The sequence below is a fragment of the Microcoleus sp. B3-A4 genome (assembly GCF_036705385.1).
Lineage (GTDB): Bacteria > Cyanobacteriota > Cyanobacteriia > Cyanobacteriales > Microcoleaceae > Microcoleus.
The window spans coordinates 88,736-111,662 of the sequence record NZ_JAUBUI010000001.1; the positions used below are offsets into that span (position 1 = coordinate 88,736).

The 22,927-nt window shown below is 45.2% G+C and carries 29 protein-coding genes; 19 read left to right on the forward strand and 10 right to left on the reverse strand.

Features of this window, described 5'->3' with window-relative positions:
* Positions 1-272: 272 nt before the first annotated feature.
* Complete coding sequence (serS, locus tag QUB33_RS00360) at positions 273-1,553, forward strand: serine--tRNA ligase (protein WP_333345797.1); 1,281 nt, start codon at positions 273-275, stop codon at positions 1,551-1,553.
* A gap of 41 nt (positions 1,554-1,594) precedes the next feature.
* On the opposite strand, the gene QUB33_RS00365 is transcribed toward serS, so the two are convergent.
* Positions 1,595-2,611: a hypothetical protein gene (locus tag QUB33_RS00365; RefSeq protein ID WP_333345800.1), complete on the reverse strand. Its 1,017-nt coding sequence runs from the start codon at positions 2,609-2,611 to the stop codon at positions 1,595-1,597.
* Between the two features lie 324 nt (positions 2,612-2,935).
* Between QUB33_RS00365 and QUB33_RS00370 the strand changes: the two genes are divergently transcribed.
* Both QUB33_RS00370 and QUB33_RS29590 read left to right on the forward strand, forming a co-directional pair.
* A complete protein-coding gene (locus QUB33_RS00370) occupies positions 2,936-3,229 on the forward strand; it encodes a hypothetical protein (RefSeq protein WP_333345803.1) in 294 nt (97 codons plus the stop codon).
* Positions 3,175-3,363 carry a DUF6999 family protein gene (locus QUB33_RS29590; RefSeq protein WP_445299491.1) on the forward strand — a complete coding sequence of 63 codons (189 nt, stop codon included), beginning with the start codon at positions 3,175-3,177 and terminating at the stop codon, positions 3,361-3,363. The genes QUB33_RS00370 and QUB33_RS29590 overlap by 55 nt, the downstream gene beginning before the upstream one ends.
* Before the next feature lie 123 nt (positions 3,364-3,486).
* Here QUB33_RS29590 and QUB33_RS00375 read toward each other — a convergent pair whose 3' ends face one another.
* The gene (locus QUB33_RS00375; RefSeq protein ID WP_333345806.1) at positions 3,487-3,624 is read right to left on the reverse strand and encodes a hypothetical protein; all 138 of its coding nucleotides are present in this window, start codon (positions 3,622-3,624) and stop codon (positions 3,487-3,489) included.
* A 317-nt stretch (positions 3,625-3,941) separates the two neighbouring features.
* On the opposite strand from QUB33_RS00375, the gene msrA reads away from it, so the two are divergent.
* The 4 genes from msrA (at position 3,942) to QUB33_RS00395 (ending at position 6,159) form a co-directional block, all read left to right on the forward strand.
* The gene (gene msrA, locus QUB33_RS00380) at positions 3,942-4,595 is read left to right on the forward strand and encodes a peptide-methionine (S)-S-oxide reductase MsrA (RefSeq protein ID WP_333059920.1); all 654 of its coding nucleotides are present in this window, start codon (positions 3,942-3,944) and stop codon (positions 4,593-4,595) included.
* 176 nt (positions 4,596-4,771) lie between these two features.
* On the forward strand, positions 4,772-5,077 hold the full coding sequence (locus tag QUB33_RS00385; RefSeq protein WP_333345809.1) for a hypothetical protein: 306 nt from the start codon (positions 4,772-4,774) through the stop codon (positions 5,075-5,077).
* Positions 5,078-5,198: 121 nt separating this feature from the next.
* A complete protein-coding gene (locus QUB33_RS00390) occupies positions 5,199-5,540 on the forward strand; it encodes a YtxH domain-containing protein (protein ID WP_333345812.1) in 342 nt (113 codons plus the stop codon).
* A 37-nt stretch (positions 5,541-5,577) separates the two neighbouring features.
* On the forward strand, positions 5,578-6,159 hold the full coding sequence (locus QUB33_RS00395) for a DUF948 domain-containing protein (RefSeq protein ID WP_333218567.1): 582 nt from the start codon (positions 5,578-5,580) through the stop codon (positions 6,157-6,159).
* A 17-nt stretch (positions 6,160-6,176) separates the two neighbouring features.
* Here the strand turns inward: QUB33_RS00395 and QUB33_RS00400 are convergent, their stop codons facing one another.
* On the reverse strand, positions 6,177-7,964 hold the full coding sequence (locus QUB33_RS00400; RefSeq protein ID WP_333345815.1) for a cellulose-binding protein: 1,788 nt from the start codon (positions 7,962-7,964) through the stop codon (positions 6,177-6,179).
* Positions 7,965-7,968: 4 nt separating this feature from the next.
* On the opposite strand from QUB33_RS00400, the gene QUB33_RS00405 reads away from it, so the two are divergent.
* Positions 7,969-8,139, forward strand: coding sequence for a hypothetical protein (locus tag QUB33_RS00405; RefSeq protein WP_333345818.1), 171 nt, complete (start codon positions 7,969-7,971; stop codon positions 8,137-8,139).
* Here QUB33_RS00405 and QUB33_RS00410 read toward each other — a convergent pair.
* Positions 8,136-8,636 (reverse strand): DNA-binding response regulator, encoded by a 501-nt coding sequence (locus tag QUB33_RS00410; RefSeq protein WP_333345821.1) that lies wholly within the window; start codon positions 8,634-8,636, stop codon positions 8,136-8,138. The two genes, QUB33_RS00405 and QUB33_RS00410, sit on opposite strands and share 4 nt — an antisense overlap.
* A gap of 415 nt (positions 8,637-9,051) precedes the next feature.
* Between QUB33_RS00410 and QUB33_RS00415 the strand changes: the two genes are divergently transcribed.
* Positions 9,052-10,923 (forward strand): C39 family peptidase, encoded by a 1,872-nt coding sequence (locus QUB33_RS00415; protein WP_333345824.1) that lies wholly within the window; start codon positions 9,052-9,054, stop codon positions 10,921-10,923.
* 177 nt (positions 10,924-11,100) lie between these two features.
* Here the strand turns inward: QUB33_RS00415 and QUB33_RS00420 are convergent, their stop codons facing one another.
* On the reverse strand, positions 11,101-11,271 hold the full coding sequence (locus QUB33_RS00420) for a hypothetical protein (protein ID WP_333345827.1): 171 nt from the start codon (positions 11,269-11,271) through the stop codon (positions 11,101-11,103).
* A 67-nt stretch (positions 11,272-11,338) separates the two neighbouring features.
* Between QUB33_RS00420 and QUB33_RS00425 the strand changes: the two genes are divergently transcribed.
* Both QUB33_RS00425 and QUB33_RS00430 read left to right on the forward strand, forming a co-directional pair.
* Positions 11,339-11,563 carry a DUF433 domain-containing protein gene (locus QUB33_RS00425; protein WP_333345830.1) on the forward strand — a complete coding sequence of 75 codons (225 nt, stop codon included), beginning with the start codon at positions 11,339-11,341 and terminating at the stop codon, positions 11,561-11,563.
* A complete protein-coding gene (locus QUB33_RS00430) occupies positions 11,563-11,931 on the forward strand; it encodes a DUF5615 family PIN-like protein (RefSeq protein ID WP_333345833.1) in 369 nt (122 codons plus the stop codon). Before QUB33_RS00425 ends, QUB33_RS00430 begins: the two co-directional genes overlap by 1 nt.
* A 128-nt stretch (positions 11,932-12,059) precedes the next feature.
* On the opposite strand, the gene QUB33_RS00435 is transcribed toward QUB33_RS00430, so the two are convergent.
* Both QUB33_RS00435 and argB read right to left on the reverse strand, forming a co-directional pair.
* A complete protein-coding gene (locus QUB33_RS00435) occupies positions 12,060-12,302 on the reverse strand; it encodes a DUF4926 domain-containing protein (protein ID WP_333345836.1) in 243 nt (80 codons plus the stop codon).
* A gap of 184 nt (positions 12,303-12,486) precedes the next feature.
* Positions 12,487-13,398 (reverse strand): acetylglutamate kinase, encoded by a 912-nt coding sequence (argB, locus tag QUB33_RS00440; RefSeq protein ID WP_333345839.1) that lies wholly within the window; start codon positions 13,396-13,398, stop codon positions 12,487-12,489.
* Positions 13,399-13,644: 246 nt separating this feature from the next.
* Here argB and QUB33_RS00445 point away from each other — a divergent pair, with 246 nt between their 5' ends.
* Positions 13,645-14,436, forward strand: coding sequence for an HAD family hydrolase (locus tag QUB33_RS00445; RefSeq protein WP_333345842.1), 792 nt, complete (start codon positions 13,645-13,647; stop codon positions 14,434-14,436).
* Between the two features lie 84 nt (positions 14,437-14,520).
* Here the strand turns inward: QUB33_RS00445 and mreD are convergent, their stop codons facing one another.
* The 3 genes from mreD to QUB33_RS00460 all read right to left on the reverse strand — a co-directional run bounded on the left by mreD (position 14,521) and on the right by QUB33_RS00460 (position 16,985).
* Positions 14,521-15,087: a rod shape-determining protein MreD gene (gene mreD / locus QUB33_RS00450; protein ID WP_333345844.1), complete on the reverse strand. Its 567-nt coding sequence runs from the start codon at positions 15,085-15,087 to the stop codon at positions 14,521-14,523.
* Complete coding sequence (mreC, locus tag QUB33_RS00455) at positions 15,084-15,890, reverse strand: rod shape-determining protein MreC (RefSeq protein ID WP_333345846.1); 807 nt, start codon at positions 15,888-15,890, stop codon at positions 15,084-15,086. Before mreC ends, mreD begins: the two co-directional genes overlap by 4 nt.
* A gap of 87 nt (positions 15,891-15,977) precedes the next feature.
* On the reverse strand, positions 15,978-16,985 hold the full coding sequence (locus QUB33_RS00460; RefSeq protein WP_006632285.1) for a rod shape-determining protein: 1,008 nt from the start codon (positions 16,983-16,985) through the stop codon (positions 15,978-15,980).
* A gap of 330 nt (positions 16,986-17,315) precedes the next feature.
* Between QUB33_RS00460 and QUB33_RS00465 the strand changes: the two genes are divergently transcribed.
* The 7 genes from QUB33_RS00465 to QUB33_RS00495 all read left to right on the forward strand — a co-directional run bounded on the left by QUB33_RS00465 (position 17,316) and on the right by QUB33_RS00495 (position 22,901).
* A complete protein-coding gene (locus tag QUB33_RS00465) occupies positions 17,316-17,675 on the forward strand; it encodes a single-stranded DNA-binding protein (protein ID WP_190663675.1) in 360 nt (119 codons plus the stop codon).
* Positions 17,676-17,722: 47 nt separating this feature from the next.
* Positions 17,723-18,244 (forward strand): tetratricopeptide repeat protein, encoded by a 522-nt coding sequence (locus QUB33_RS00470; RefSeq protein ID WP_333345848.1) that lies wholly within the window; start codon positions 17,723-17,725, stop codon positions 18,242-18,244.
* Positions 18,245-18,321: 77 nt separating this feature from the next.
* Positions 18,322-18,993 (forward strand): hypothetical protein, encoded by a 672-nt coding sequence (locus QUB33_RS00475; protein WP_333345851.1) that lies wholly within the window; start codon positions 18,322-18,324, stop codon positions 18,991-18,993.
* 71 nt (positions 18,994-19,064) lie between these two features.
* Positions 19,065-20,369 (forward strand): metallopeptidase TldD-related protein, encoded by a 1,305-nt coding sequence (locus QUB33_RS00480; RefSeq protein WP_333345853.1) that lies wholly within the window; start codon positions 19,065-19,067, stop codon positions 20,367-20,369.
* 241 nt (positions 20,370-20,610) lie between these two features.
* Positions 20,611-21,435 carry a DUF3153 domain-containing protein gene (locus QUB33_RS00485; protein WP_333345857.1) on the forward strand — a complete coding sequence of 275 codons (825 nt, stop codon included), beginning with the start codon at positions 20,611-20,613 and terminating at the stop codon, positions 21,433-21,435.
* Positions 21,436-21,636: 201 nt separating this feature from the next.
* Complete coding sequence (locus QUB33_RS00490; RefSeq protein WP_333345860.1) at positions 21,637-22,026, forward strand: LapA family protein; 390 nt, start codon at positions 21,637-21,639, stop codon at positions 22,024-22,026.
* Positions 22,027-22,085: 59 nt separating this feature from the next.
* Positions 22,086-22,901: a segregation/condensation protein A gene (locus tag QUB33_RS00495; protein WP_333345863.1), complete on the forward strand. Its 816-nt coding sequence runs from the start codon at positions 22,086-22,088 to the stop codon at positions 22,899-22,901.
* Positions 22,902-22,927: the final 26 nt, after the last annotated feature.

Genomic DNA, 22,927 nt, shown 5'->3' on the forward strand with positions numbered 1-22,927 from the left:
TTTTAGACTGATAGTGCATCCAGGGCTTAAATTCCATGCCAAACAACAAAAAACCCCTACCATCGCTGGCTGGGGTAGAAAATTATCAGGGTGCATCTACTAATATTTGCAACTATAACATACATTTGTGGGGTGTCACCCTTCATGGGTGACACCCAACCAAGAATTTAGGTCAGAATAAATTATGATTTAATATGCCAATGATTAACAAAGCTTTTATATCATCTCGTTCTGTCCCAGCGGCTCTAAAATTTAAGATTTAGAATAAATCTGTGCTAGACCTCAAATTAATCCGAGAAAACCCGCAAGCCGTGCAAGAAAGCCTCAACCTGCGCGGAGGTAACTATGAAATCGAGCCGATTTTGCAATTAGACAAACAGCAGCGGGAGTTGGAAGGCAAGCGATCGCAACTACAAGCCCGCAGCAACGAAATTGCCAAACTCATCGGTCAAAAAAGAAAATCGGGTTTACCCCTCGAATCTCCCGAAATTCAGGAACTGCAGGCAGAAGGCAACGCAGTCGGCACCGAGTCGAATGAACTGCAAGCACAGGAAAAAGACCTAAAAGCTCAAATAGAAGCTTTATTGCTGCCGCTGCCAAACTTGCCGGGTTCGTCAACGCCGATCGGCAAAAATGAAGATGAAAACGTCGAAATCCGGCGCTGGGGAGACGAATACATACCCCAAAATCCCGATATTTTGCCACACTGGGAAATCGGCGAAAAATTAGGAATTCTCAACTTTGAACGGGCAGTAAAAATCGCTCAGCCCCGCTTTGTTACCTTAATTGGAGCTGGTGCAGCCCTCGAAAGAGCGATAATTCAATTTATGCTCGATCGCCACACAAAAGCTGGTTATGTAGAAGTGATTCCCCCACTTTTAGTTAACACTGAATCCCTCACTGCTACTGGTCAACTGCCCAAATTTGCTGAAGAAAGTTTCAAGTGCGACCAAGACGATTTATGGCTGATTCCTACTTCCGAAGTTCCCGTTGTCAATTTGTACAGAGGTGAAATTTTGACAGCAGAACAGTTGCCAATTTATCACTGTTCTTATACTCCTTGTTTTCGTCGCGAAGCTGGCAGTTACGGCAAAGATACGAGGGGATTAATTCGATTGCACCAATTTAATAAAGTTGAATTGGTAAAACTGGTGCATCCGAGTACCTCCGAGGCAGAGCACGAAAAGTTAGTGCAGGATGCTGAGGGAGTTTTACAGGCGCTGAAATTGCCTTATCGGGCGATCGCACTATGTACCGGTGACTTAGGTTTCGCGGCCGCCAAAACCTACGATTTAGAGGTGTGGCTGCCATCTGCGGGCAAATACCGCGAGATTTCCAGTTGTTCCAACGTCGCAGATTTTCAGGCGCGACGGGCAAATATTCGCTTTAAAGAAGCGGGTAAAAAAGGCACTCAATTCGTTCACGCGCTGAACGGTTCCGGTTTAGCTATAGGCCGCACAATGGCGGCTATTTTGGAGAATTACCAGCAGCCAGACGGGACAGTAAAAGTGCCGGAAGTGCTGCAATCTTATTTGGGTCGCGAGACTTTGTAAGCTGTTTGTCGTCACTCGGCGATTGAAACCGCCGAGTTATCTTACAGTTTAACTAATGCTTCCTTGATATCGAGCCCCAAAAATCTATCCAACGCTAAATACATCCAATAAACAGATAACTGACTATCACTGCTAGTCTTCTGAAATCCCAAAGCCAGGGACTGTTTTTCGTACATGGGGTGAATCATCAGCGTGTACAAGTCGCAAAGATTCGGAAAATCTGTTTGCATTTCGCCTAAAACTTTCTGTGTGTCTTCCAGAAAAGTAATCCGGTATTCTGACAAATACTGCGGATCGATCATCCAACTGCGGACAAATACTGACTGGCAATTTAGATCTCCTGGTAGCGCCATATTGAAAGGATCGATATCAGAAATAGAACTTAAATGAAGGCTTTTGCTAGGAGCGTTAAAAAAGTTTACTTCTGATTCGCTAGCGGTAGGGTAAAGTAAGTAAAACCCGACGGGATTGAGATTATCTGAGCGGCGCAAAACTCGCATTCCTTTTGAGTATTGATGAGCCAAAAGCCGGAGTATTTTAACAATTTTGTGGGGAACGGCATTAGTGTTGCGGTTCATCCAGTTGTAATTGGTCGCTAATAAATTTGCAACGGGAATCGCGTCGCACCGAGGGTTAAAATTATCTAATTGGAGTTGTACGGGGTTTTGAGGTTCGGCAACATTTAAAATTTCTGGAACAGGTTGAATTTCAATTTCGGTAGTGTTACCGTCAAAGTGTTTTTTAATTAATCCCAGGGCTGCTAATTTATCTAACATCATTCCGGCAGCGCGATCGCTCCCGCGATCGGAATCGCAGTAAAATAGTTCGGCGGCTTCCCGGTGAGTGCACTGCACTTCTGTTGCGGGCAATTCCAGTTTCGCCAGCGGCGGTTTGAGACGGGGCTGGCTTTCCTGAAGCTGTTTAACCAATAAATAAATCCACAGCCTGATAAAGCATTCAGCCCTAGTGCGAGTTACGCCGACTCGTTTCATCAACAGCGAGACAGCCGTTCGTCGTTGAGATTGAGCATACCAAACATTTATTTCTTCAAAATCCATTGTAGTTGCCAAGACGTGAAAGAACTCTACTTACATATTGGCTCAATTACAATAAACTTCACCCCGCTTCAGGTTACTTGTTGCCGCTGTTGCTCAACTTGCCTGATTTCCGGCGACTCTACAAGATAGCTGCTTGCTCATTTGATTAAAGCAGGGAGAGTTTGTCCGCAGGAAATCGACTGGCTGCTGTGCCACTATTCGTCTCACTTTTTCCGGGGACAAATTGTAGGACTTCTGGAACAAGCAGGCTCCATGATTCCTGAAGAAAAAAGGTTTACCAACTTGTACAGTCGGGGAAATACAGGCTGCGCCTCGATTTATTGAATGTTAGAGGAATTGTTAAATTCTGGCAAGTTGCAGCCTGGACAGAAAATCTTTTGTTTCGTGCCGGAAAGCGGTCGCTTTACAACGGCATACATGATGTTAACGGCTGTGGAAAATACCAATAAACCTATGATTTCTCAAGTTTATAACTTTCTTGAGGTTCCCGAATCTTCGACTCTCGAAAGCTTTAAACCGGAACAACCCAACTCTCCGCAAGCTTATTTGTTGCGGGAGTTAGTATGGATTTGGCTTACGTCAGCGATATTACCGGAAATTCCGACTGGAATCATGTAATTGTCAACCGCCATCCGCTAGCGCCCAACAGCCCGCTTAATGCGGCACGCGACTTGTTTTTGCAAGGAATAATTGCCGAATATCTCTATCGGTATTTGGAAGTGCAAAAAGAAATGAGAAATGTTTCAAAGTAAGGTGCTTAGGTAGGTGCAACGTAAGCACCTTACGAATATAAGTAGCGCGTCCAATAACTTTTTGCGTAAGTCCTGAAGTTTGAAAGAATGGTTAATTTTCAGGTCAAGAATTAATAGGAGAACTCAAGCTGCTGCTAGCTGTGGTTGTTCTGCTGTTTTGGGCAAAGTCTGATTTACCACAATCCACTTGCCTGTAATTGGATCGCGGTAAGTAATAAACGGATTAGATTTTAAAGGTTGGCTGCAAGGTTTAGCGCCCATTTCTACATACTCCCACTAAATGGTATTGAATAACTACTACAACACCATACCTTTAATAATCGGCTATTTTGCCTAAAATCCGCGTGATTTATACCTCAACAATAAGTGATATTTTAGGTAGGTTTTGGTGACATAAAACACTGCCTAATGTGATTTAAAACTGCGTTGGCAGTGAGCAGTATCACCAAAAACCTTCCGTAAAAAAAATCTGCCTTCTGGTTTTTACCTTCTACCTTTAAGAGGGCCACTATTTTCAGTATACATCTGATATTATTAAGTAAGGTAAAGACGTTTATCAGAGATCCCCTCACAAACTTATGGTGCTATTTGGATTTGGCAAAAAGTCGAGCCTGCCCTCTCCCCAAGAGGCCTTGCCGGGACGGGCAGAGTCGATGTCGGTACCGGCAACTCACTTTGTTAACGGCAATCCGCTCAAACCTCCCTTTCCAAACGGCATGGAGACTGCCTTGTTTGGCTTGGGCTGTTTTTGGGGAGCAGAACGCAAATTTTGGCAACAAAATGGAGTTTTTTCGACGGCTGTTGGCTACGCGGCCGGGATTACTCCGAATCCTACTTACAACGAAGTTTGCAGCGGGATGACGGGACATAATGAAGTAGTTCTGGTTGTGTTCGATCCCAAAGTAATTAGTTACGAAACGCTGCTCAAAGTTTTTTGGGAAAGTCACAATCCTACTCAAGGAATGCGTCAGGGTAATGATTCGGGTACTCAGTACCGATCGGGAATTTACACGTATTCAGCCAGCCAAAAGCAGCTAGCTGAAGCTTCGCGCGATGCTTACCAGCAGGCTTTGACTGCGGCCGGTTACGGCAAGATTACCACTGAAATTATTGATGCTCCTGAGTTTTATTACGCAGAAAGCTATCATCAGCAGTATCTTGCTAAAGAGCCGAACGGTTATTGCGGTTTGGGCGGTACAAAGGTTTGTTTGCCTGCTATGTCTCAGGCTTAAAAATGGACCCAGCTTAGGGAGAGGGACACATAGTTCAGGAGACAACATTGTTGTGTCCTTAAAACAGACATCAGGACACAACAATGTTGTCTCCCTACAATATATCTGGTAGGCCGTTGCCCCTAGCCCACCACAAAAAGCGGAATATGTTAGTAGTATTTGAAAATAAGTAATAAATGCTGAAGGCTGTTGTAATTATCAATCTACTAATATCTGTGGTCTGTTTTTATATCGCTGCGAAAGTGTGGAAAATCAGGGGGACGATCGCACGTTTGGAAATTCGGATCGCAGGAATGGAACGCCGCAGCAGCAATGTCCTCAGCACGTCGCCCGGTTTCCTTGGTAAAAGGCAGCAAGGTGCCCGCCAACTGCGACGGCGCTATCAACAACTGGAATTGCAACTGCAACAGGTTCAGCAACTTTTGGGATTGCTGGGTTTCGGACGGATGCTTTGGTCCAGGCGCGATCGACGTTTGAGGTAAGCTATCCTAAAACTGCCGCCTCTGCTGACTCCGTAGGATTGTCAACAATATTTCTACCTTTGCAAAGGGCCGCGATCGGGCAAACGTGCCTAAAATTGGTGTATGGAGAGAAGCTATAAAAATGTCAACTAAACGTTCAGGATTATTTATTGGCGGTTTGCTTGTGGGTTCTGCGATCGGGGCCGTGACTGGCTTGCTGATGGCACCGCGACCAGGCAAGGAGACGCGGCAGATATTGAAAAAATCGGCCGATGCTTTGCCGGAGTTGGCGGAAGATTTATCGACTAGCGTGCAGTTGCAGGCCGATCGACTTTCTGAAACTGCAATCCGAAATTGGGACGAAACTTTGATTAGACTCAAAGAGGCGATCGCGGCAGGTTTGGAAGCGACTCAGCGGGAACGCCAAACCCTGTCGGAAGGTGAAGCTGAAGTGAGTCCCCCGTCGCGCCCTCCCATCCGCTAAATGGTATGAAATTCTCAACCCCCAATCCCAGATTCAAGTGAGCGATCCCATATTTTGGCTAGGACTTTCGATTTTGCTAGTGGCAGTTAGCCTGACTGCTGTTTTAGTGACTTTAATACCTGCGGTGCAAGCGCTCGCCCGGGCGGCCCGCAGCGTGGAAAAGCTCGCTGACACGCTTTCTCGCGAATTTCCGCCCACTTTGGAGGCGATTCGGTTGACGGGGCTGGAAATTAGCGAGTTGACCGATGATGTCAGCGAGGGAGTACAAAGTGCGGGCGAGGTTGTCAAACAGGTCGATCGAAGTATTGGTAGCGCCAAAAAGCAGGCGCAAAACGTGCAGGTAACTACTCGCAGCGTGGTGACTGGGATTAAGGCTGCTTGGAAAACTTTAACTCGGAAGCCACCGATTTCTGGGACAAATCGCCGGTCAACAGATAGATTGTCGCCGAGTCAAAGAAGTGCGCTTTCGCTAAGGGATTCGGGTTTGGAGGATAGGTATTCTGGGGTTTACGGTGCTGGTGCGAGTAATGGGGAATCGCCCCGGTTGAGGAGTAGCGAGGGTTCGCGTTTGCCGGGGGATGCGGAAGAGTTTGAGGAAGTGCGATCGAACGATTCTTGATTGCACCCAATTCCTCATCATCCCTCCACAGCACAGCCATCCCACCAGCAAGGATTCTTATCAATAAAATCCATCAAAGCATCATACTTAGGCGAACCCTTTTGTTCCACATACTCTAAAGCCCCCCAACTTCCCCACTTACTAAATCCACCCACGTCCACAAAGTGCATGAAAAGACTGCCTCCAGCTTGTTTCCAACTATTGAGTAATTGGATGTAGATATCATACATTTCTGGGCGCCTATTTAATTCCATAAAAAACTTAGTCAGTTTTTCGTTATTCTCCACTCCTTCAATACCTACAATATGTTGGCCGCCCTCGTAAACAAATAACTTGAGACCTTTTTTTTGAGTTACATCTAAGTAATACCTAAAGTCCTTCTCCACATCGGGCAAACTATCATTGGACTCCGGGATTAACCCGCCCTCTCTTAATTGCTTAAAAGCTTTGCCAAACCCGCCATCTGCGTCATTCAACCAAGACTCTACTGTGCTGACACTTTCTTTCCCGCCCAAGTTGCCACTAAAATATCCAGCTATGGCTAGGGCATCAATACCGTGTTGATAACAAGGTTTATTGCCCTCAGCCACCCAATAGGAACACTCTAAAGAATAAGTTTCTAACTCTCTCCAGGCTCTTTGAGTTCCTAACACGCAGACAACTCGATTCTTTTGATCCCCAAAGACGCCTTTCCAGATATCGCACATTTGAGCACTACGCATTCCGTGCCATTGCATAAAAGCATCGCCTTTATCTCCCCACCTCGCTTTACCTTGTTGCAAAGCATAATTAGATTGTGGGAATGACCAATTCCACACCTCATTAGAATACTCTACATTAACTTTCAGCTTCGGATCTAAACTATCTTTGACCATTTTAGCAAAGTTAGTCATGTATTCATCCGTAGCCTGATGTGGCATATTAAACCAGGGATCTGCTTGGACTTTGTTAGATAAATTCACCATAACTTCTATGGGAACATTTCCTCGGTAAGAATAGGATGCACTCTCTGGTTTAGGTCGGTTTGACCAGTCTTTTTGTTCTGAACCATTTGTCCCCATCCAGTCCATAAAACGCAAGACTCTAAATTTTTTAATCTTGTCTATAAACAGCGGATTAAATATTTCACCGCTTTGATAAAGCTGTTCATCTTGGGAGCGAACAACTTTAATATTGCGGATATAGTTCCCTGTTTTCTTGGGATCGGTAGCAGTAATTATAATCATGATGCCTCCGCCTTGTGTGGCATCTACATTAATGATATCCCTCCCGGGTTTCGACGCAGCCTCATCTTTTTTGGCATCAAAGCTATATTCGATCGCACCTTCACCCTCATAACTAACAATATATTGCCCTGAAGGATAGCGATTGGGGATTTCCCTAAGTAATAGGGTACTTACCCTAGTATATTTAGGAGCATCTTCGGGCGAGGGGAGAGACTTCACCCACCCATTTTCATCAAGATTTAAAAGATTATACTCCTCTGTATCCCATTCACCTTTACAGTTTGGTTGTCCGCTGAGGCATTGAGTTATCCATTGTCTAGAAGATTTGAAAGCATCTAAAAAGGGTAATTGTGTGGAGTAGTCAGCAATACCATTAAGCCCAACTCCTAAAGAAGAGCGAGAATTTGATGTATTTTGTACATCGGCCCGCACAGCTACTTTATTATCTACTTGCCGTGCTGCTGTGGGAGCAATATTAGTTGTTAAAGCCCAACATCCGGGAATGAAAATGACAAAAATTAATAAACCCAGCACAAAGCCCAGAGCTTTTTTGTTCGATCTGATACTTAATCGAGACATAAATTTGATTAATTTGATTGTTTTAGGTAAAATCGAAGCGGTTGAGGCAGTTTTAATTTTGATATTTTATCAAAAAGTTCCTTCTCAAACTATCAGCTATAAGATTATTAACATTTTTGTCTCTCAGTGGAGGGGCGAGATCCCTTTCTGTCCCCAAGTGCGATCGCCCATCTAACCGTTTTTAGCCAAATCTTCTGTTTTAGGAGTTTCTGAAGTTGAGGGGAATTCTAGTCGAATGTTAATATCAATTGATACTGTACTTTCTTTAAAGCCTATATTAACTATTTTTACTAATGCTTCTGTAGGTACAGAATTATTTACTTTAAATTCAGCAGAAGACTGATTTTTATATCCGGCTTCTTCTAGCCGATCGCAAATATTGCGCCAATTTCCTACAGGTTCGTTAGGTACATCTGCGAGTTTTTTAACATATTGGTATAAAGTTTTACACAGATAAACCTCTGCACTTTTGGAACTCTGAAACAGTTGGCGGGCGATTTCGGCGGGACTGCAACCGGAAAGCAATCCTCGCAGGTAGAGTTTTTCTGTTTCTGTTAGTCCCCTTCGCGATCGGGGAGAGATTTGCCGTTTAGCTTCTGCAAAAGCTGGGTACAGCCTTTCTAAGTCCCAGTGTTTCGCGGCTTCGGCAAATAAGTCTTCTTTTGATGCCATTGTCGGGTGTGTTGAGATGTGGCTAACGACAGCATAACGGAAATTGCTAGCGTTTGTTAGTTGCTTGGTATCGGTAGCTAGTGTAGTATTATACTAATACTAAAGATATAAGTGTAAATACTTAGCTCAACGGGGAGGCGCGATCGCTTCAACTAACGTCAAAGCTAGTATTTGCAAAAGTTAGAGGGCGTTAAGTAAAGTTTTGTAACAAAAAAGCAGTATTTTGCATAAAACTTGCGGACTCAGCCCGATAGATAAATAGAGCTTTAGAAGTACCGCTACTGTTGCGGTTCATCGGGGCTAAGGGTTCATTAGGGCGATCGGCCGATCGGCTTTTACAACAAACAGTTTATTTAATCCAAGCAAACACAGGGCAAGTCTATGTACTTGTCTCTAATCTACACGAGGAAATAACGTGTCTAATTTTTTCACGCCTGAATTTAATAACGAAAGTGCGATCGCCCCTTGGAATGCCAGCCTAGAACCGAGTAAGGCTATTATCCCGCAGCTAGATGCTAACCGTGTGCTAACGGGGGGTGTTGGTGAGGAAGTTAATATCCCGACTTTAACGCCAGAAGCCTATGACAATATCATCTTGCCTGACGATTTGCTAACCCGGATGGCTAGTGCAGTGAGCGCCGACTCCAACAGCAGTTTACCGGATAGCTCTGTCGATTTGCTAACAGGTCAGGCGATGTCAGAGGTTTATGGGGATCTGAGTAAGTTTGCGGCCGGGCCAGATTTCGTGGCTAAGATGAATGTCGCTTTTGGGGAAAACTGGGATGCTGCGGGTGCGAAAGCCTTAGCTGAAGGATGGTTTCAGGGAGATTTTAGTGATATCCCGCCGGTGAAGGTTGTCTCGTCTGCTGAGATTGGCGGGGCGAATGGGGCTTTTGCTGCGGCGACGAATACGATTTATTTATCGAAGGAATTTTTGACTCAGAATACGGCGAATCCGGCGGCGGTTGCGGATGTGTTGCTCGAAGAGATAGGGCACTCTGTTGATTCGCGGTTGAATGTTACGGATTCACCGGGAGATGAGGGCGCGATTTTTGCGGCGGTTGTTCAGGGGAAGGAGTTGAGTGAGGGTGAGCTTCAGGGGTTGAAGAGTGAGGACGATAGTGGGACTGTTGTGATCGACGGACACAAATATCTAGTGGAGAAACAGTTAAACCCAGCAGGTAGCATTGGTTCTTTTTACAACAGCCACCCAACTATAGCTCAGGCTTTGGGTAGAGATACGGGTGATGAATTTCAATTTTCACCTGGTAAATGGCGACAAAACTTCCAAAACGGTGCAATCTTTCACTCAGCCAATGGTACTTTCTCTGTTCGCGGTAGCCTGGGCAATTATTACCTGAATTTAGGAGGTCAAAATAGTCAGCTAGGTTTGCCTACCAGTGAAGAATTTCAAGTTACTAATGGATGGCGACAAAATTTTGAGCGGGGTTATGTTAACTGGTCGAATACTGGGAGCGGAACATTTACACTTAATTCATCGCCAACACCAAATCGGCTCAATCAGCTAGGGAGTAAATCATCTCTCACGATTGATGAAATTCAAGAATACAGAGGGCTTGTTACTCAACGACCCCAATCTGAGCGTGCTGGTTTTTATCGTACTTTGCAATACAAAGTTCCTTATTTCAACCAACGCGATAATGCTTCTATCGAAGGTGGTCAAAGAATTGGTGACGTAATGTGCAATGTCACTAGCCTCGCAAGCTGCTTAACGGCTCTTGGTATAAAAAATCCAAATCCAAGTAAGCAATTTGAAGATGTGCTAGAAGATAGATTACGAGCCAATCCATCGAGATATCCCAGCTCTGGAGGTTTCAATGCCCGCTACATTTGGGATAATCTTTCTAAACTTGCACAAGATATTGGCGTTACTTCCTCTGGAACGCAATATATGCAAGGGTTTTCGTCAACTAATACTACTTTCTTCCAAAATTTTGTAAGGAATAACTGGGAATCGGCACTCCAGCAAGGCAAGACAATAATGGCTGGTGTTTACACCACTCAACCTGGACATATTGTCAAAGTTATTGATATCGATTGGAATCGTGGTGGAATTGTGGTAGATGATCCTTACGGACAAGCACAAAATAGCAGTCTCAACGATTACAAACGATTTAATTACACGGGAACTCAAAATACAACAAGTCGTGGATCTGTGAATACTCAACAGGGTCAAAATGAAAATGGAATTGGAAACGATAACTTCTGGTCTTGGTCATACTGTGCGGAAGTCTTTGGCGATACTTGGTACTTAAGGCTGGGTTAAACCATCTATAGCCCTAGAATAAGTAGTGCAGGACTTATGCGCTCCGACAAAGAAACCGGGTTTTTACCTAATCTGTTGGCTTCGGCGAAGTATTTTCGCAAAAACCCGGTTTCTGAGCCCTATGCTTACGTCATAATATAGATAAATCGCGTTTTTATCTATCCGCGTTCATTCCGTTTATCTGCGGTTGCTAAAAAGAGCGATCGCCCTTACGACAAAAAGTGCGATCGCCTTTCCCATGTCGAATCTCAGAGGGCGATCGCCCTTTTTTTCCGAAAGTGCGATCGGCCTTTTTGTCCGAAAGGACGATCGCCCTTCCCATGTCAAATCCCAAAGGGCGATCGCCATTCCTTAAGTTAAAATATAACTTGTCAGATTAGATAATATAACTTATCAGATTCAGAAAGGACAAGTTATGCCTGTAAACTGGAGAGAACATATCGTTAGTACCCCCGATGTACTGCGAGGTAAACCAAGAATCAAAGGGACTAGAATTCCCGTTGGCTTGATTTTAGGATATTTAGCATCAAATAACACTGTAGAACAAATCATCGACGAGTTTCCAGATATCAGCAAAGAACAGATAGCTGCTTGTCTTGATTATGCTCGCGATTTGTCGGATTTTGAAACAGTTGCCTAATGAGTTTAAGATTGTTCATCGATCAGTGCGTTCCTAAGTCTATTATTCAAATACTTCGTGATATCGAACATGAAGTTTTTGTATTGGAAGATTACATCCCAATTGAATCTCCAGATACTATTGTCATTGCCAAAGCTCAGGAATTAAATGCCATACTTGTTTCTCTGAATGGAGACTTCGCAGATATTGTGACTTATCCGCCAAGTTCATATCAAGGAATCATTTCTCTTCAACTGAGAAATCACCCTGAAATTATTCCTCAGTTGATGGCAAGGCTAACAGAATACTTATCATTGCACGATAGTGAGGAGCATTATCGAGGTAAATTACTACTGGTAGAAGTTTACAGAATTCGCATTCGAGAATAAAAATTGATAGCGATCGCCCTTTTCCCCAAACAACAAAAAGAGCGATCACCCTTATTGTCCGAAAGTGCGTGAAGCGAAGCTATCCCGTAGGGAATCGCCCTTATCTAACTTCTATTCCTCTCACATTACTAAGCACCTGCAAGTTCATATTGCAGAACTAAAATTTCATCGGCTTTTAACATAGCCATAGCATATTCACTCCCTTGACTATCAGCAAATTCCACTAAATACTGACATTCCTTTCCCGTATCATACACTTCAACAATAGTTCCCACAAGTCCAACTGGCAAACTAGAAATAGAGGCGTATTCTGGTTCCACTAGCACTAATCGCGTATTTGAAATCGGCTTGAGAATCGCAACAGAATCCAAAAGTCTAAAGTTTTTGATCGTAGTTTAACAAAAGCTGAAATCCAACAACGGTTAGAATTAGTTGAAGTAATTTTCCAGAACTACCTTCTCTAGGTTTATAGGGGCAGGTTTAGTTAGGATATAAACGATCGCAGCGAGTTTACCCCTTTCACGCACCCGCCCTCCCCACGCTAGGATTTACCCCTTATTTAGGCCTTAAGTTCGCGCTGCTAAACTCAGAAGCCACAATCATCGACCCAATTCCCGCATCCGTAAATATTTCTTGCAGCAAAGCATGAGGAATTCTACCGTCAATAATGTGAGCACCATTCACACCCTGAGCCAAACTCCGCACACAACAATTAACTTTCGGAATCATCCCCCCAGACACAACTCCCGACTCAACCAACTGTCTCGCTTCCTGAATATCTAACTTAGCAATCAGAGTCTCTGGCTTGTGATAATCCTCCAAAATTCCCGCCGTATCAGTCATCAAAATCAACTTTTCCGCTCCCAAACCAGCAGCAATTTCCCCCGCCACGGTGTCAGCATTAATGTTGTAAGATTGACCTTTTTCATCCGCCGCCACGCTCGAAACCACCGGAATATAACCGCTGTTCACCAAAGACTCCAAAATCTGGATTTTCACGCCACTGACTTCACCAACAAATCCAATTCCTTCCCGGCCATCTGGACGAGCTTGAATCAGATTGGCATCCTTGCCGCACAATCCCACTGCTTTGCCGCCAGCTTGGTTGATTAACGAAACAATTTCTTTATTTACCTTCCCCACCAAAACCATTTCTACAACTTCCATTGTCGCCGCATCAGTCACCCGCAAACCATCCTTGAATTGCGGCTCAATTCCCAATTTTTCCAGCCAAATATTAATTTCCGGGCCACCGCCGTGAACCACAACCGGACGCATCCCCACGCAAGCTAGCAGCACAATATCCCGAACCACCTTGTCTTTGAGATTGCTATCTTTCATCGCCGCACCGCCATATTTGACGACTATGGTGCGACCGGCAAAGTGTTGAATGTAAGGCAGTGCTTCGGACAGCACCTCTACTCGATTAGTGTCCGAATTCCTAACAAAATCGCTTTGTTTGAGCATGGGTAAATTACAAAAGACTAAAAACTTAATTCTAAACTTTAATGGCTAAAGCACATATTAACAGCCACAAAAATCACTTTTTCCCTTGAAGTTATGGACGCACAGGCTCGATCGCCCTTATTGAGCCCAATCCTCAAAAATTTAATAGGTTTTTTTAATAACCTTATTTAAAATAATGTATTATACCTTATACATTTTTTGCTAAAGTCAAGAAATGTATAACTCCCTTTATTTACTTAACGTTTTATGTTAACTGCTGTCGCCCAAAACTCCGAAAACCTTCAGTACAAGCTACCATCACAGGCTGACTCATCCCCCCGGATGACGGTATTTTGCGATTTAGACGGGCCCATAGTCGATGTGTCCGATCGCTACTATGCCACCTATCAACAGGGATTAGCCGATACTCAAGCAGCTTATCTTGCTAGGGGAATCAACCTCAACCTTCAAATCCTTAGCAAACAGCAGTTTTGGCAAATGAAACAAAACCGAGTGCCCGATGCTGAAATAGCCAAAAGTTCCGGCTTGTCGGGAGAAGAAATTCACGTTTTTCTCGGATGCGTCAGTCAGATTGTCAATCAGCCAGACTTGTTGCACTTAGATCGCATCCAGCCGGGAGTGCAATGGGCGATCGGACTTCTGCACTCCCGCGGCGTGCGGCTGATTTTAGTCACCCTGCGGCCGAGAAATCAAGCGGTTCAACTGTTACAAAATTACGGTTTAGCCCGACTGTTTACCAGCATTCGCGGAACTCAGATGGCGGATGCCGCCTATCACAACTATACAGCCTTAAAAACTGAATTGTTGGCTGAAGTTGCAGAAGAATTTGAATCATCGCTGGGTTCGGCTTGGATGATCGGAGATACAGAAGCAGACATCCTCGCAGGAAAAGCATTGGGAATACCTACAATTGCCGTTACCTGCGGAATTCGCAGCCGCTATCAACTCCAAAAGCACCAGCCTAATTTCATTCTCAGCAACTTGATTATTGCCGTTAATCATTTATTAGGTTCCGGCCACCAAGTAATAGTAGAATGAGTAAAGTTAACAGTCATTAGTTAACAGTTAACTGTTGACGGTTAACTGTTGACTAAGAACTCATGACTGCTCACTAATCACTGACTAAGGCTTTTCTACATTCCGGGTCATTTCCCACAAGCGATTGAGCGGAAAATAAATCACCGGAGCCCAAAGACTGCTGAGAATAGCAGAACACAAAGCCACTCGCTGGTGATAGCTCCAAATTTCCAGTAAAGCCCGATCGCCCATAGTAAAAAATTGCAGCCCCATCACCGTTTCCGCTACCACCGCCATCCCAAACACAATTAACGCGATCGGAATCGGATCTCTCTCAACAATATCTACCGGAATCGACCAGGTTTTCTGCAAAACAACTGTTAGGACTCCTACAACAACTAGACTCACAGCGTGGCTGGGATGAGGAGCCGTCATCGCATCTTGAAGAAACCCCAAAACCAAGCCCATGCTAGCAGCTCCCCAAACTGTACGTTTCCGCTTAATACTCCAAGCTACCAACCAAATTAACAGCCAGTTCGGTCCAATTCCCAGCAATTCCATTCCCGGCATCCGAGTGGGCAATATCAGTATGCACAGCATCACAGATAGAAATGTAACTGCGAAGTTGAGAAATGGGCGCGATCGCGAAGACATCCGAGATAAAGCTTTCATTGTTGCTGTGCTCCCTCAGATGCTGCTGAAGATTGACTCTGCGAATCCTTTGGTTCGGCCTGCTTAGAGTGGGGGTAAACCACCGCCCACTCCAGAGAATTCATCGGTGCAGAGAACTCAACAACAGCTTCTGGAGCCGGAGTTTTATTCATATCCACCGAAACCACTTTTCCCACTGGCAAACCAGCAGGGAACAACTGACTGTAAGAAGAAGTTGAAACCACATCCCCAGGCTTGACATTGGGAACATTCTCAAAAAACTCCATCACAGCCTTATTTCCGCCTTTCCCGCGCATAAAACCCATGTGGCGACTGCGGGTAATTCCCACACCCAATTGACTCGTAGCGTCGCTGACTAACAGCACCAAGCTAGTATTAGGAGTAACGCTGACAACTCTGCCTACTAAACCGCCGGGACCCATCACAGTAAAATCTGTTTTGATGCCATCGTTACTGCCGCGCCCCAAGGTTACTTGCTGCCACCAGTGGTCCGCGCTGCGACCGACAATAGGAGCTACAATCCCTGCTGGTTTCTTAGCCGAAACGTAACCTAAAAGCTCTTTTAGCTTCTGATTTTGATTTTCTAATTCTAATAGCTGCGCTTGCAATTCTTGAGTTCGCGCCGAGATGAGCTCCTCTTGGCCAGAGCCGTTGGCGTGAAACGGACGAGTCACCCAATTGTAAACTTCAAATACTGCCGCACCTTGTGTTTGTCGAACTCCCCAAGCGGCAGTTACAGCTAAACCTAAAAGAGCAATTTGCAGCCGCAGATCCCACCACTTTCGGAATGTATTTTTTAGCATAATTTCACTAATCTAAAATTGTTAAGTCAGGATTTTAGATTTGAGATTGCAGCCGTATTTCTAAATCCACAATCCCAAATTTTTTAACTACATATTACGCGACGACTGCCCGCTGAAAACCCGTTCCAACTGTTTGTTTTCCAATACTCTACCAGTTCCCAAAACCACGCAGCACAGTGGATCGGCTGCCACGTGAGTGACAATTCCTGTTTCGTGACTGATCAGAGTATCTAAACCTTTCATCAGCGCGCCACCACCAGCCAGCATAATTCCCCTGTCAATAATATCTGCTGCTAATTCCGGCGGGGTGCGTTCCAAAGTACGCTTGACAGCTTCCACAATTACTGAAAGCGGTTCCGACATACTTTCGCGAATTTCTGGGCCTTTGATAGTAACAGTTCGCGGCAAACCAGACAGTAAGTGCAAGCCCCGCACTTCCATCATTACGTCGTCATCCTCTGGAGTTGGATATGCAGAACCAACCTGAATCTTAATTTCTTCAGCAGTGCGTTCGCCGATAACCAAATTGTGAACTTTTTTCATGTATTGGACGATCGCCTCATTGAGTTCGTCGCCGGCTACCCGCACAGACTCACTGATCACCGTACCTTGCAAACTCAAAACCGCAACTTCTGTCGTACCTCCGCCTATATCTATAATCATATTGCCAGTCGCCTCAGCAACAGGCAGTCCAGCCCCGATCGCCGCAGCGATGGGTTCATCAATTAACCGTACTTCTCTAGCACCGGCCTGAGTCGCCGCCTCAATGACAGCACGCCTCTCGACTCCGGTGACACCGCTGGGGATGCCAATAATTATCCGCGGCGAAACTAAGCTTCGGCCTTCGTGAACTCTGCGGATAAAAGTCTTGAGCATCAATTCCGCCGTATCGAAGTCTGCAATTACCCCGTCGCGAAGCGGGCGCAGTGCTATGACATTCCCTGGCGTGCGCCCGAGCATTTTCTTAGCTTCTTCTCCAACAGCCAGCGGTATTTTTAAATCTTGGTCGATCGCCACTACAGAAGGTTCCTGCAGAACAATACCTTTGCCCGATACATAAACGAGCGTGTTAGCAGTACCGAGGTCGATACCCATATCTCTAGATAACGAAAATCGATTGAGAAGACCCACTGATTCGTACCCCCCCCAAAAACTAAAATACTATTGTGTGCAATAATGTTGTTACAAAAGTGTAACCGAGGTGGATTCTATTACGTTTTTCATCCTGAGTCTAGTCAGAAATGTACATTGTCGAGCTCAGGTTGAGCGCAGACTCGCCAATCATCCACTATCAATATGTTCTGCTAACTGGGTGTACAATCAGGATGAAGCCTCACAAGCGTTGTTCCAAGTTCAGTTTGGAGGCTAATGCGCGTGTGGACTGTTTAACTACATCACCGATCGACCACATTCCCAAAAAAGTTTATGAGTCTTAATGTTGTGACTTTAGTAGGCCGCGTCGGCGGCGACCCGGACGTTAAGTATTTTGAGTCGGGTACAGTTAAGTGTAGTTTGACGCTGGCAGTGAATCGCAGAACCAAGAACAGCGATCAACCAGACTGGTTCAATCTGGAAATCTGGGGCAAAACAGCGCAGATTGCTGCTGACTACGTTCGCAAAGGCTCTCTAATTGGCGTAACAGGCTCTTTGAAGTTCGATCGCTGGCAAGACCGCAATACCGGTTCAAATCGCTCGAAGCCGGTAATTAAAGTAGACCATTTAGACTTGCTGGGTTCCAAACGCGACAACGAGTCGGGTATGTCGCAACACAACAGCGAATTCTAGCGTTTGGGGAATTTGGGAATTAATATTTGTGAATTGGGTGGGTGCTCGTGACTTCAGAAAAGTTAGAAATTGTTCAAACTGAGTACCAAGCTGGGCAAGTAGCTTTTGAGAGTGGCCGGTATGCTCAAGCTGTGCAGAGTTTAGAAACAGCTACCGGTTTAGTCGATCGAAATTCCCGGTTGGGCGGTGAGGTGCAGATGTGGCTTGTGACAGCCTACGAAGCCTCTGGCAATACAGAAAAGGCGATCGAGCTTTGCCGCAAGCTCACCCGCCATCCCCGCCAAGAAACCCGCCAGCAAGCAAAGCGCTTGCTGTTCATTCTCGAAGCTCCCAAACTCACTATCCCTCCTGAATGGATGGTGAAAATCCCTGATTTGGCAGCTTTAGATGAAAATCAATCAATCAGTTTTCAAGCCAATCCGAACGCTGATATCAAGTACGCTAAACCCAAGCCAGTCGTACCAGAGCCTGTAGATTTGAGTCAGGTTAATACGAAAGATAATAGGTTTATCTGGGTGGCGTTAATTGCGATCGGGCTAATTTTAGGCGGATTATTTCTTAGTTATTAATCATTTTTTCATTCGCACAAACTCTATCTCTAGGGTGCGCCTCGGCGCACGTTACCCCTACTGAGAGAAGTTAAGCAATGCCTTTTAGCAATTATAAAAGTATCAGCGCGGTCGCCAAAGAATTCCAAATTAATTACCTACGGGATAATTTCATTGTCGAAACAGAATTTGCAGTCAGCGACGTTTTTCGGAATGAATTAGAATTGATTTTCAATGAGGGAGTATTTGACAACTCGGAAATCGCCATTTGTGAAAATATCATTTATCCTGTATTAAAAGAAGTTTGGAAAAATTATCGAAGTAATTTTCTCCTCTGGAGTCACCAAACCTTAGTCTATAATGAGAATCTGTGCGTAATTCCAGATTATATATTGGCGAAGCGCTCCCCCCTCGGCACAGTAGTTTTTGACAAGCCCTATTTCATATTAGTGGAAGCCAAGAAAGAGAGCGCATTTGATGAAGGATGGGGCCAGTGTTTGGCAGAAATGATCGCCGTGCAGCGACTTAATAATGAACCCGAACAAACTATCTTTGGTATTGTTTCTAATGGGGCAATGTGGCAGTTTGGCAAGCTCAAATTAGAAATGTTTACTCAAAATAAATTTTTCTATACAATTCAGGACTTAGAGCGACTGTTTGCAGCCGTTAACTATGTTTTTAAACAGTGTGAATTACAATTAGAGGAGAAGGAACAAGTAGGGAACGACACTGATTTAGACACGGATACACGGATTAATTATCGAGCATGAGGCAGGAGTCAGATGTTGAATAGCGATAATTGCTAAAATAAAAAAAAGACCAAACCAGAAAGGCGATTATTGTGAGCGATTCAACCGTAGACCAGATTTTGAAATTGGCCTCTCAGCGCGCCGATGCGGCTGAGGTATACTACCTGTCGAGTCAAGACACGCCCATCGAATTTGAAAACAATCGCCTCAAATCCCTGCAAACCAAAGCACTGCAAGGCGTAGCACTCCGGCTGATTTACCAAGGCAAAATAGGTTTTGCTAGTTCCACGGATTTAACGCGGATAGACGATTTAGTAGATGCAGCGATTCAAACAGCCGAAATCGGCGACCCCGCAGAATTTGAACTCGCCTCCAACTTCCACCTCAAAGGCCCGGAAACCACCTATACTCCGCCCACAACTCAAGAATTAGTCGAAAACGGCAAAAACCTGATCGAGCAAGTTCACGCCTACAATCCCGATATTATGGTAGATGTCGGCTTTCACGTCCGCAGCGGCCGCGTGAAAATTGCCACTACGCAAGACCTGTATGCCGAAAGAAGCAGCCAAATAATCAGCGGCTCGATCTCGGGAAATTTGGTACAGGGAGAAGACTTTATGCAAGCATACAGTTACGACGTAGCGCGCGATCGTCCCCTCGACACCAACAGCATCCTCGAATCACTCCTCGAAAAATACCGCCTCGCCGAACATTCAGCCACCATCACCAGCGGTTCCTACCCAGTATTATTTACCCCCAATGCCGCTGCTAGCACCCTCGGGGGCCTCTTTGATACCATCCTTTCAGGTCAAGCAGTAGTTCAAAAAGCCTCTCCCCTAGCCGACAAAATCGGCGAAACCTTATTTGACGAACGCTTTACCTTTTTTGAAGACCCCACTTTAGGCCCTTCTGCTTGTCCCTTTGACGACGAAGGTACACCCACCACCCGCAAAATCTTGATAGACAAAGGTACTGTCACCGGATTTTATTGGGATCGCAGGTGGGCAGCTCGCGCTGGTGTACAATCAACCGGCAACGGTTTTCGTGGCGGATTGTCTCGCCCAGGCCCTGATTTGACTAACTTTTGCATTTCCCCAGGAAATACCGCCACTCAAGACTTGATTGCTAGCATGGACGAAGGTCTAATAGTAGAGCAGGTTTTAGGTGCCGGTCAGTCCAATCAGTTAGCTGGCGAATTTTCTGTCAATTTGGACTTAGGCTATAAAGTAGAAAAAGGCAAAATTGTGGGTCGCGTCAAGAATACAATGGTGGCAGGCAGCATTTTTGAAGCCTTTAAAAATTTGGCAGATTTGAGTAGCGAAGCCGAATGGGTAGGCGGTGCAGCCTATTTGCCGAGTATGCTGTTTCAACAGTTGGGTGTAGCTTCGAGGCAATAAGTTCAGTGCGGTTAATTCCAGGTAAGGCCGACACTGCTACCCGCAAAATGTTAGCACTCACCTCAAAAAAACCCGGTTTCTGCCACAAATCCTCTATGAAATCGCCCTTCGACCGCCCAGAAACCGGGTTTTTGGTAAGCGGTTCGTAAGTCTCGACGTGCAAAACAAACATAGAAACCGTGTCGGCAATTCAACGGTTTGCTAATTCATGCAAATAGGTAAAAACAGGGAAAAATTTATAATGAAAGAGCCAAATGTCAAGGATGGAACTGGGAAGAAGAAAAAGCACTTTTTCTTTCTTTTACCTTTGGTTTTTTGCCTTTTAAATCTAGTGACTGGATGCGTTCAGTACGATGTCGGGGTTAACTTTGAGAGTCAAACTCGCGGCGAAATTGTGCAGCACATTAAACTGGGGGAAAGGTTGACGAGCTTCAGCGGCGAAACTGTTGCAGAATGGTTGAAAAGCGTAGAACGCCGGGTGAGGTTGCTGGACGGAAAAACTAAACGGGTTTCCCCCACAGAAGTTCTAGTGAGGATTCCTTTTAATAATGGAGCCGAGTTGCAAGACAAGTTCAACCAATTTTACAATCCGATCGCACAAACCGCAAAATCTCGGGTCGCAAGTCCGCTAGAAACCGATTTGCCTAAGTTTGAATCTCACCTGAATGTCAAGCAGAATAATTTGTTATTGGTGCTGCGAAATCGGTTGAGTTTGGAATTGGATTTGCGCTCTCTTTCACTGCTTTCTTCTAATGGCAGTCTGCTGCTGAGTCCGGGGGGACTTTTGGAACTAGACTTTAGCTTGAACACGCCTTGGGGCGCAAAAAGTATTGAAACAGTCGCCGGTGCGCTGGTTCCCGAAAGCTATCAGCAGGGAAAACAGTTAGTTTGGAAGCTCAAACCCGGAGAAGTTAACTATTTGGAGGCGATATTCTGGATTCCCAGTCCCGTAGGAATTGGGGCCCTGATTATTGCCTTATTTGTAGCTGCGGGCATTGCTTTGAAATATCAAATATTGCCAGCACTCTTAATCGGCAAGAAACCCCAAAACATCGGTCAAACCTAAAGAGGATATGTCCTGCAGTGGCGGGTTAACCAATCTCTTCAATCAAGTCTCACAGTTCCAATAAACCCGCCCATCCCCGGATATTATGGTTAATTGACCAGATTTGAGATTATCAAAAAAAAATGATAACATCTGTCAAAAAACAGTTGACAAAGGGTCAAGAATTTACTTAACCTGAATTGAGAATTAGGAACAGAGAAAATGCGAGCGCTAAATTTCTTCTTCATCTTTCTGATTTGCTTGGCTCTAGTATTTTTCAGTATCGAAAATACACAGCCCGTCGCGATTCAAGTTATCGAAGGCGTCCAAGTTAAAGCTCCGCTGTGCGTAGAACTAATTGTAGCGACCGGATTAGGGGCAACACTAGCTTGGCTGTTCAGTCTGTGGTCGAGACTGCAGCGAACCCTCGCGTCGCGCCAACAACTCCGCCAAGTTCGCGAAAAAGAGCAGCGGATTCAGGAATTAGAACAAAATCTTGAACGCTATAAAGCCGAAGTAGAAGTCAAACAACCTTTGTTAGAAAGTGCAGAACCGATAAGTTTAGAAATAGCAGCCATTGAGGACACAACTGCTGAAATAACCGCCAATTAATTTGATATGCTCTCTCGTTTTCTCAGAGGCAAAATCTAAAATCTAAAATCTAAAATCGAATGGCCGTTTCCCGAGACCAAGATGGCTTAGAAACGATTTCAGAGGGGATCGCAATTTTAATTGACCTAGCGGAACGGGGAGAAATTGATCCTTGGGACGTTAAGGTAATTGAAGTGTTCGATCGATGTCTGAGCAAGCTTACGAACGCCTCCGATGCAGATCAGAGTAAGGATTTCTCCGATTTGTCCCACTCCGGCCAAGCGTTTTTGTACGCTTCAATGCTGGTGTTGCTCAAAGCAGAAAGTATCGTCCTCTCCGAACCCCCCCCTAATCCCGACTCTGCCGAGGAGGCGACGCTAGAAGACGCAGAGCGCTCAGGCGGGCGACACTTGCCGCAGCATTTAGAGCGGCAATTGCGCCGTCGCGGTGTAGCTCAACTACCGCAAAAACGCCCGGTGACTCTCCCAGAACTGATTGAGCAGTTGCAGCTAATGAAAGCAGCAATGGAGCAGACTGTGACCCCCCGGCGCCGCCCTACCTCAAAAATGCGATCGCAAGCGGCCCAGGCTATCTTTGAGCTAGCTCACCAAGAAAATCTCGTAGAAACTGCTAGTGAACTCGAACGGTTTCTGGCTCAGCGGGGTTCGGAAATTGACGAGGGTTGGCTGGACTTGGACAAATTGCTAGAGCTCTGGCACCATAACGATTTGCACTCTCCTGTAAACCCAGAATCCCCGGTATCGACTGAGGAAGTTCACTTGCCAAATCATGACCGCGTGGGTATTTTTTGGGCCTTGTTGCTGCTATCGGCTCAGTCTAAAGTAGAGTTGCTTCAAGAGGAGTTTTACCAAGACCTCAAAATCCGCGCGCTTTGAGCTTGCAGGGTATTAGGTTCTCGGGG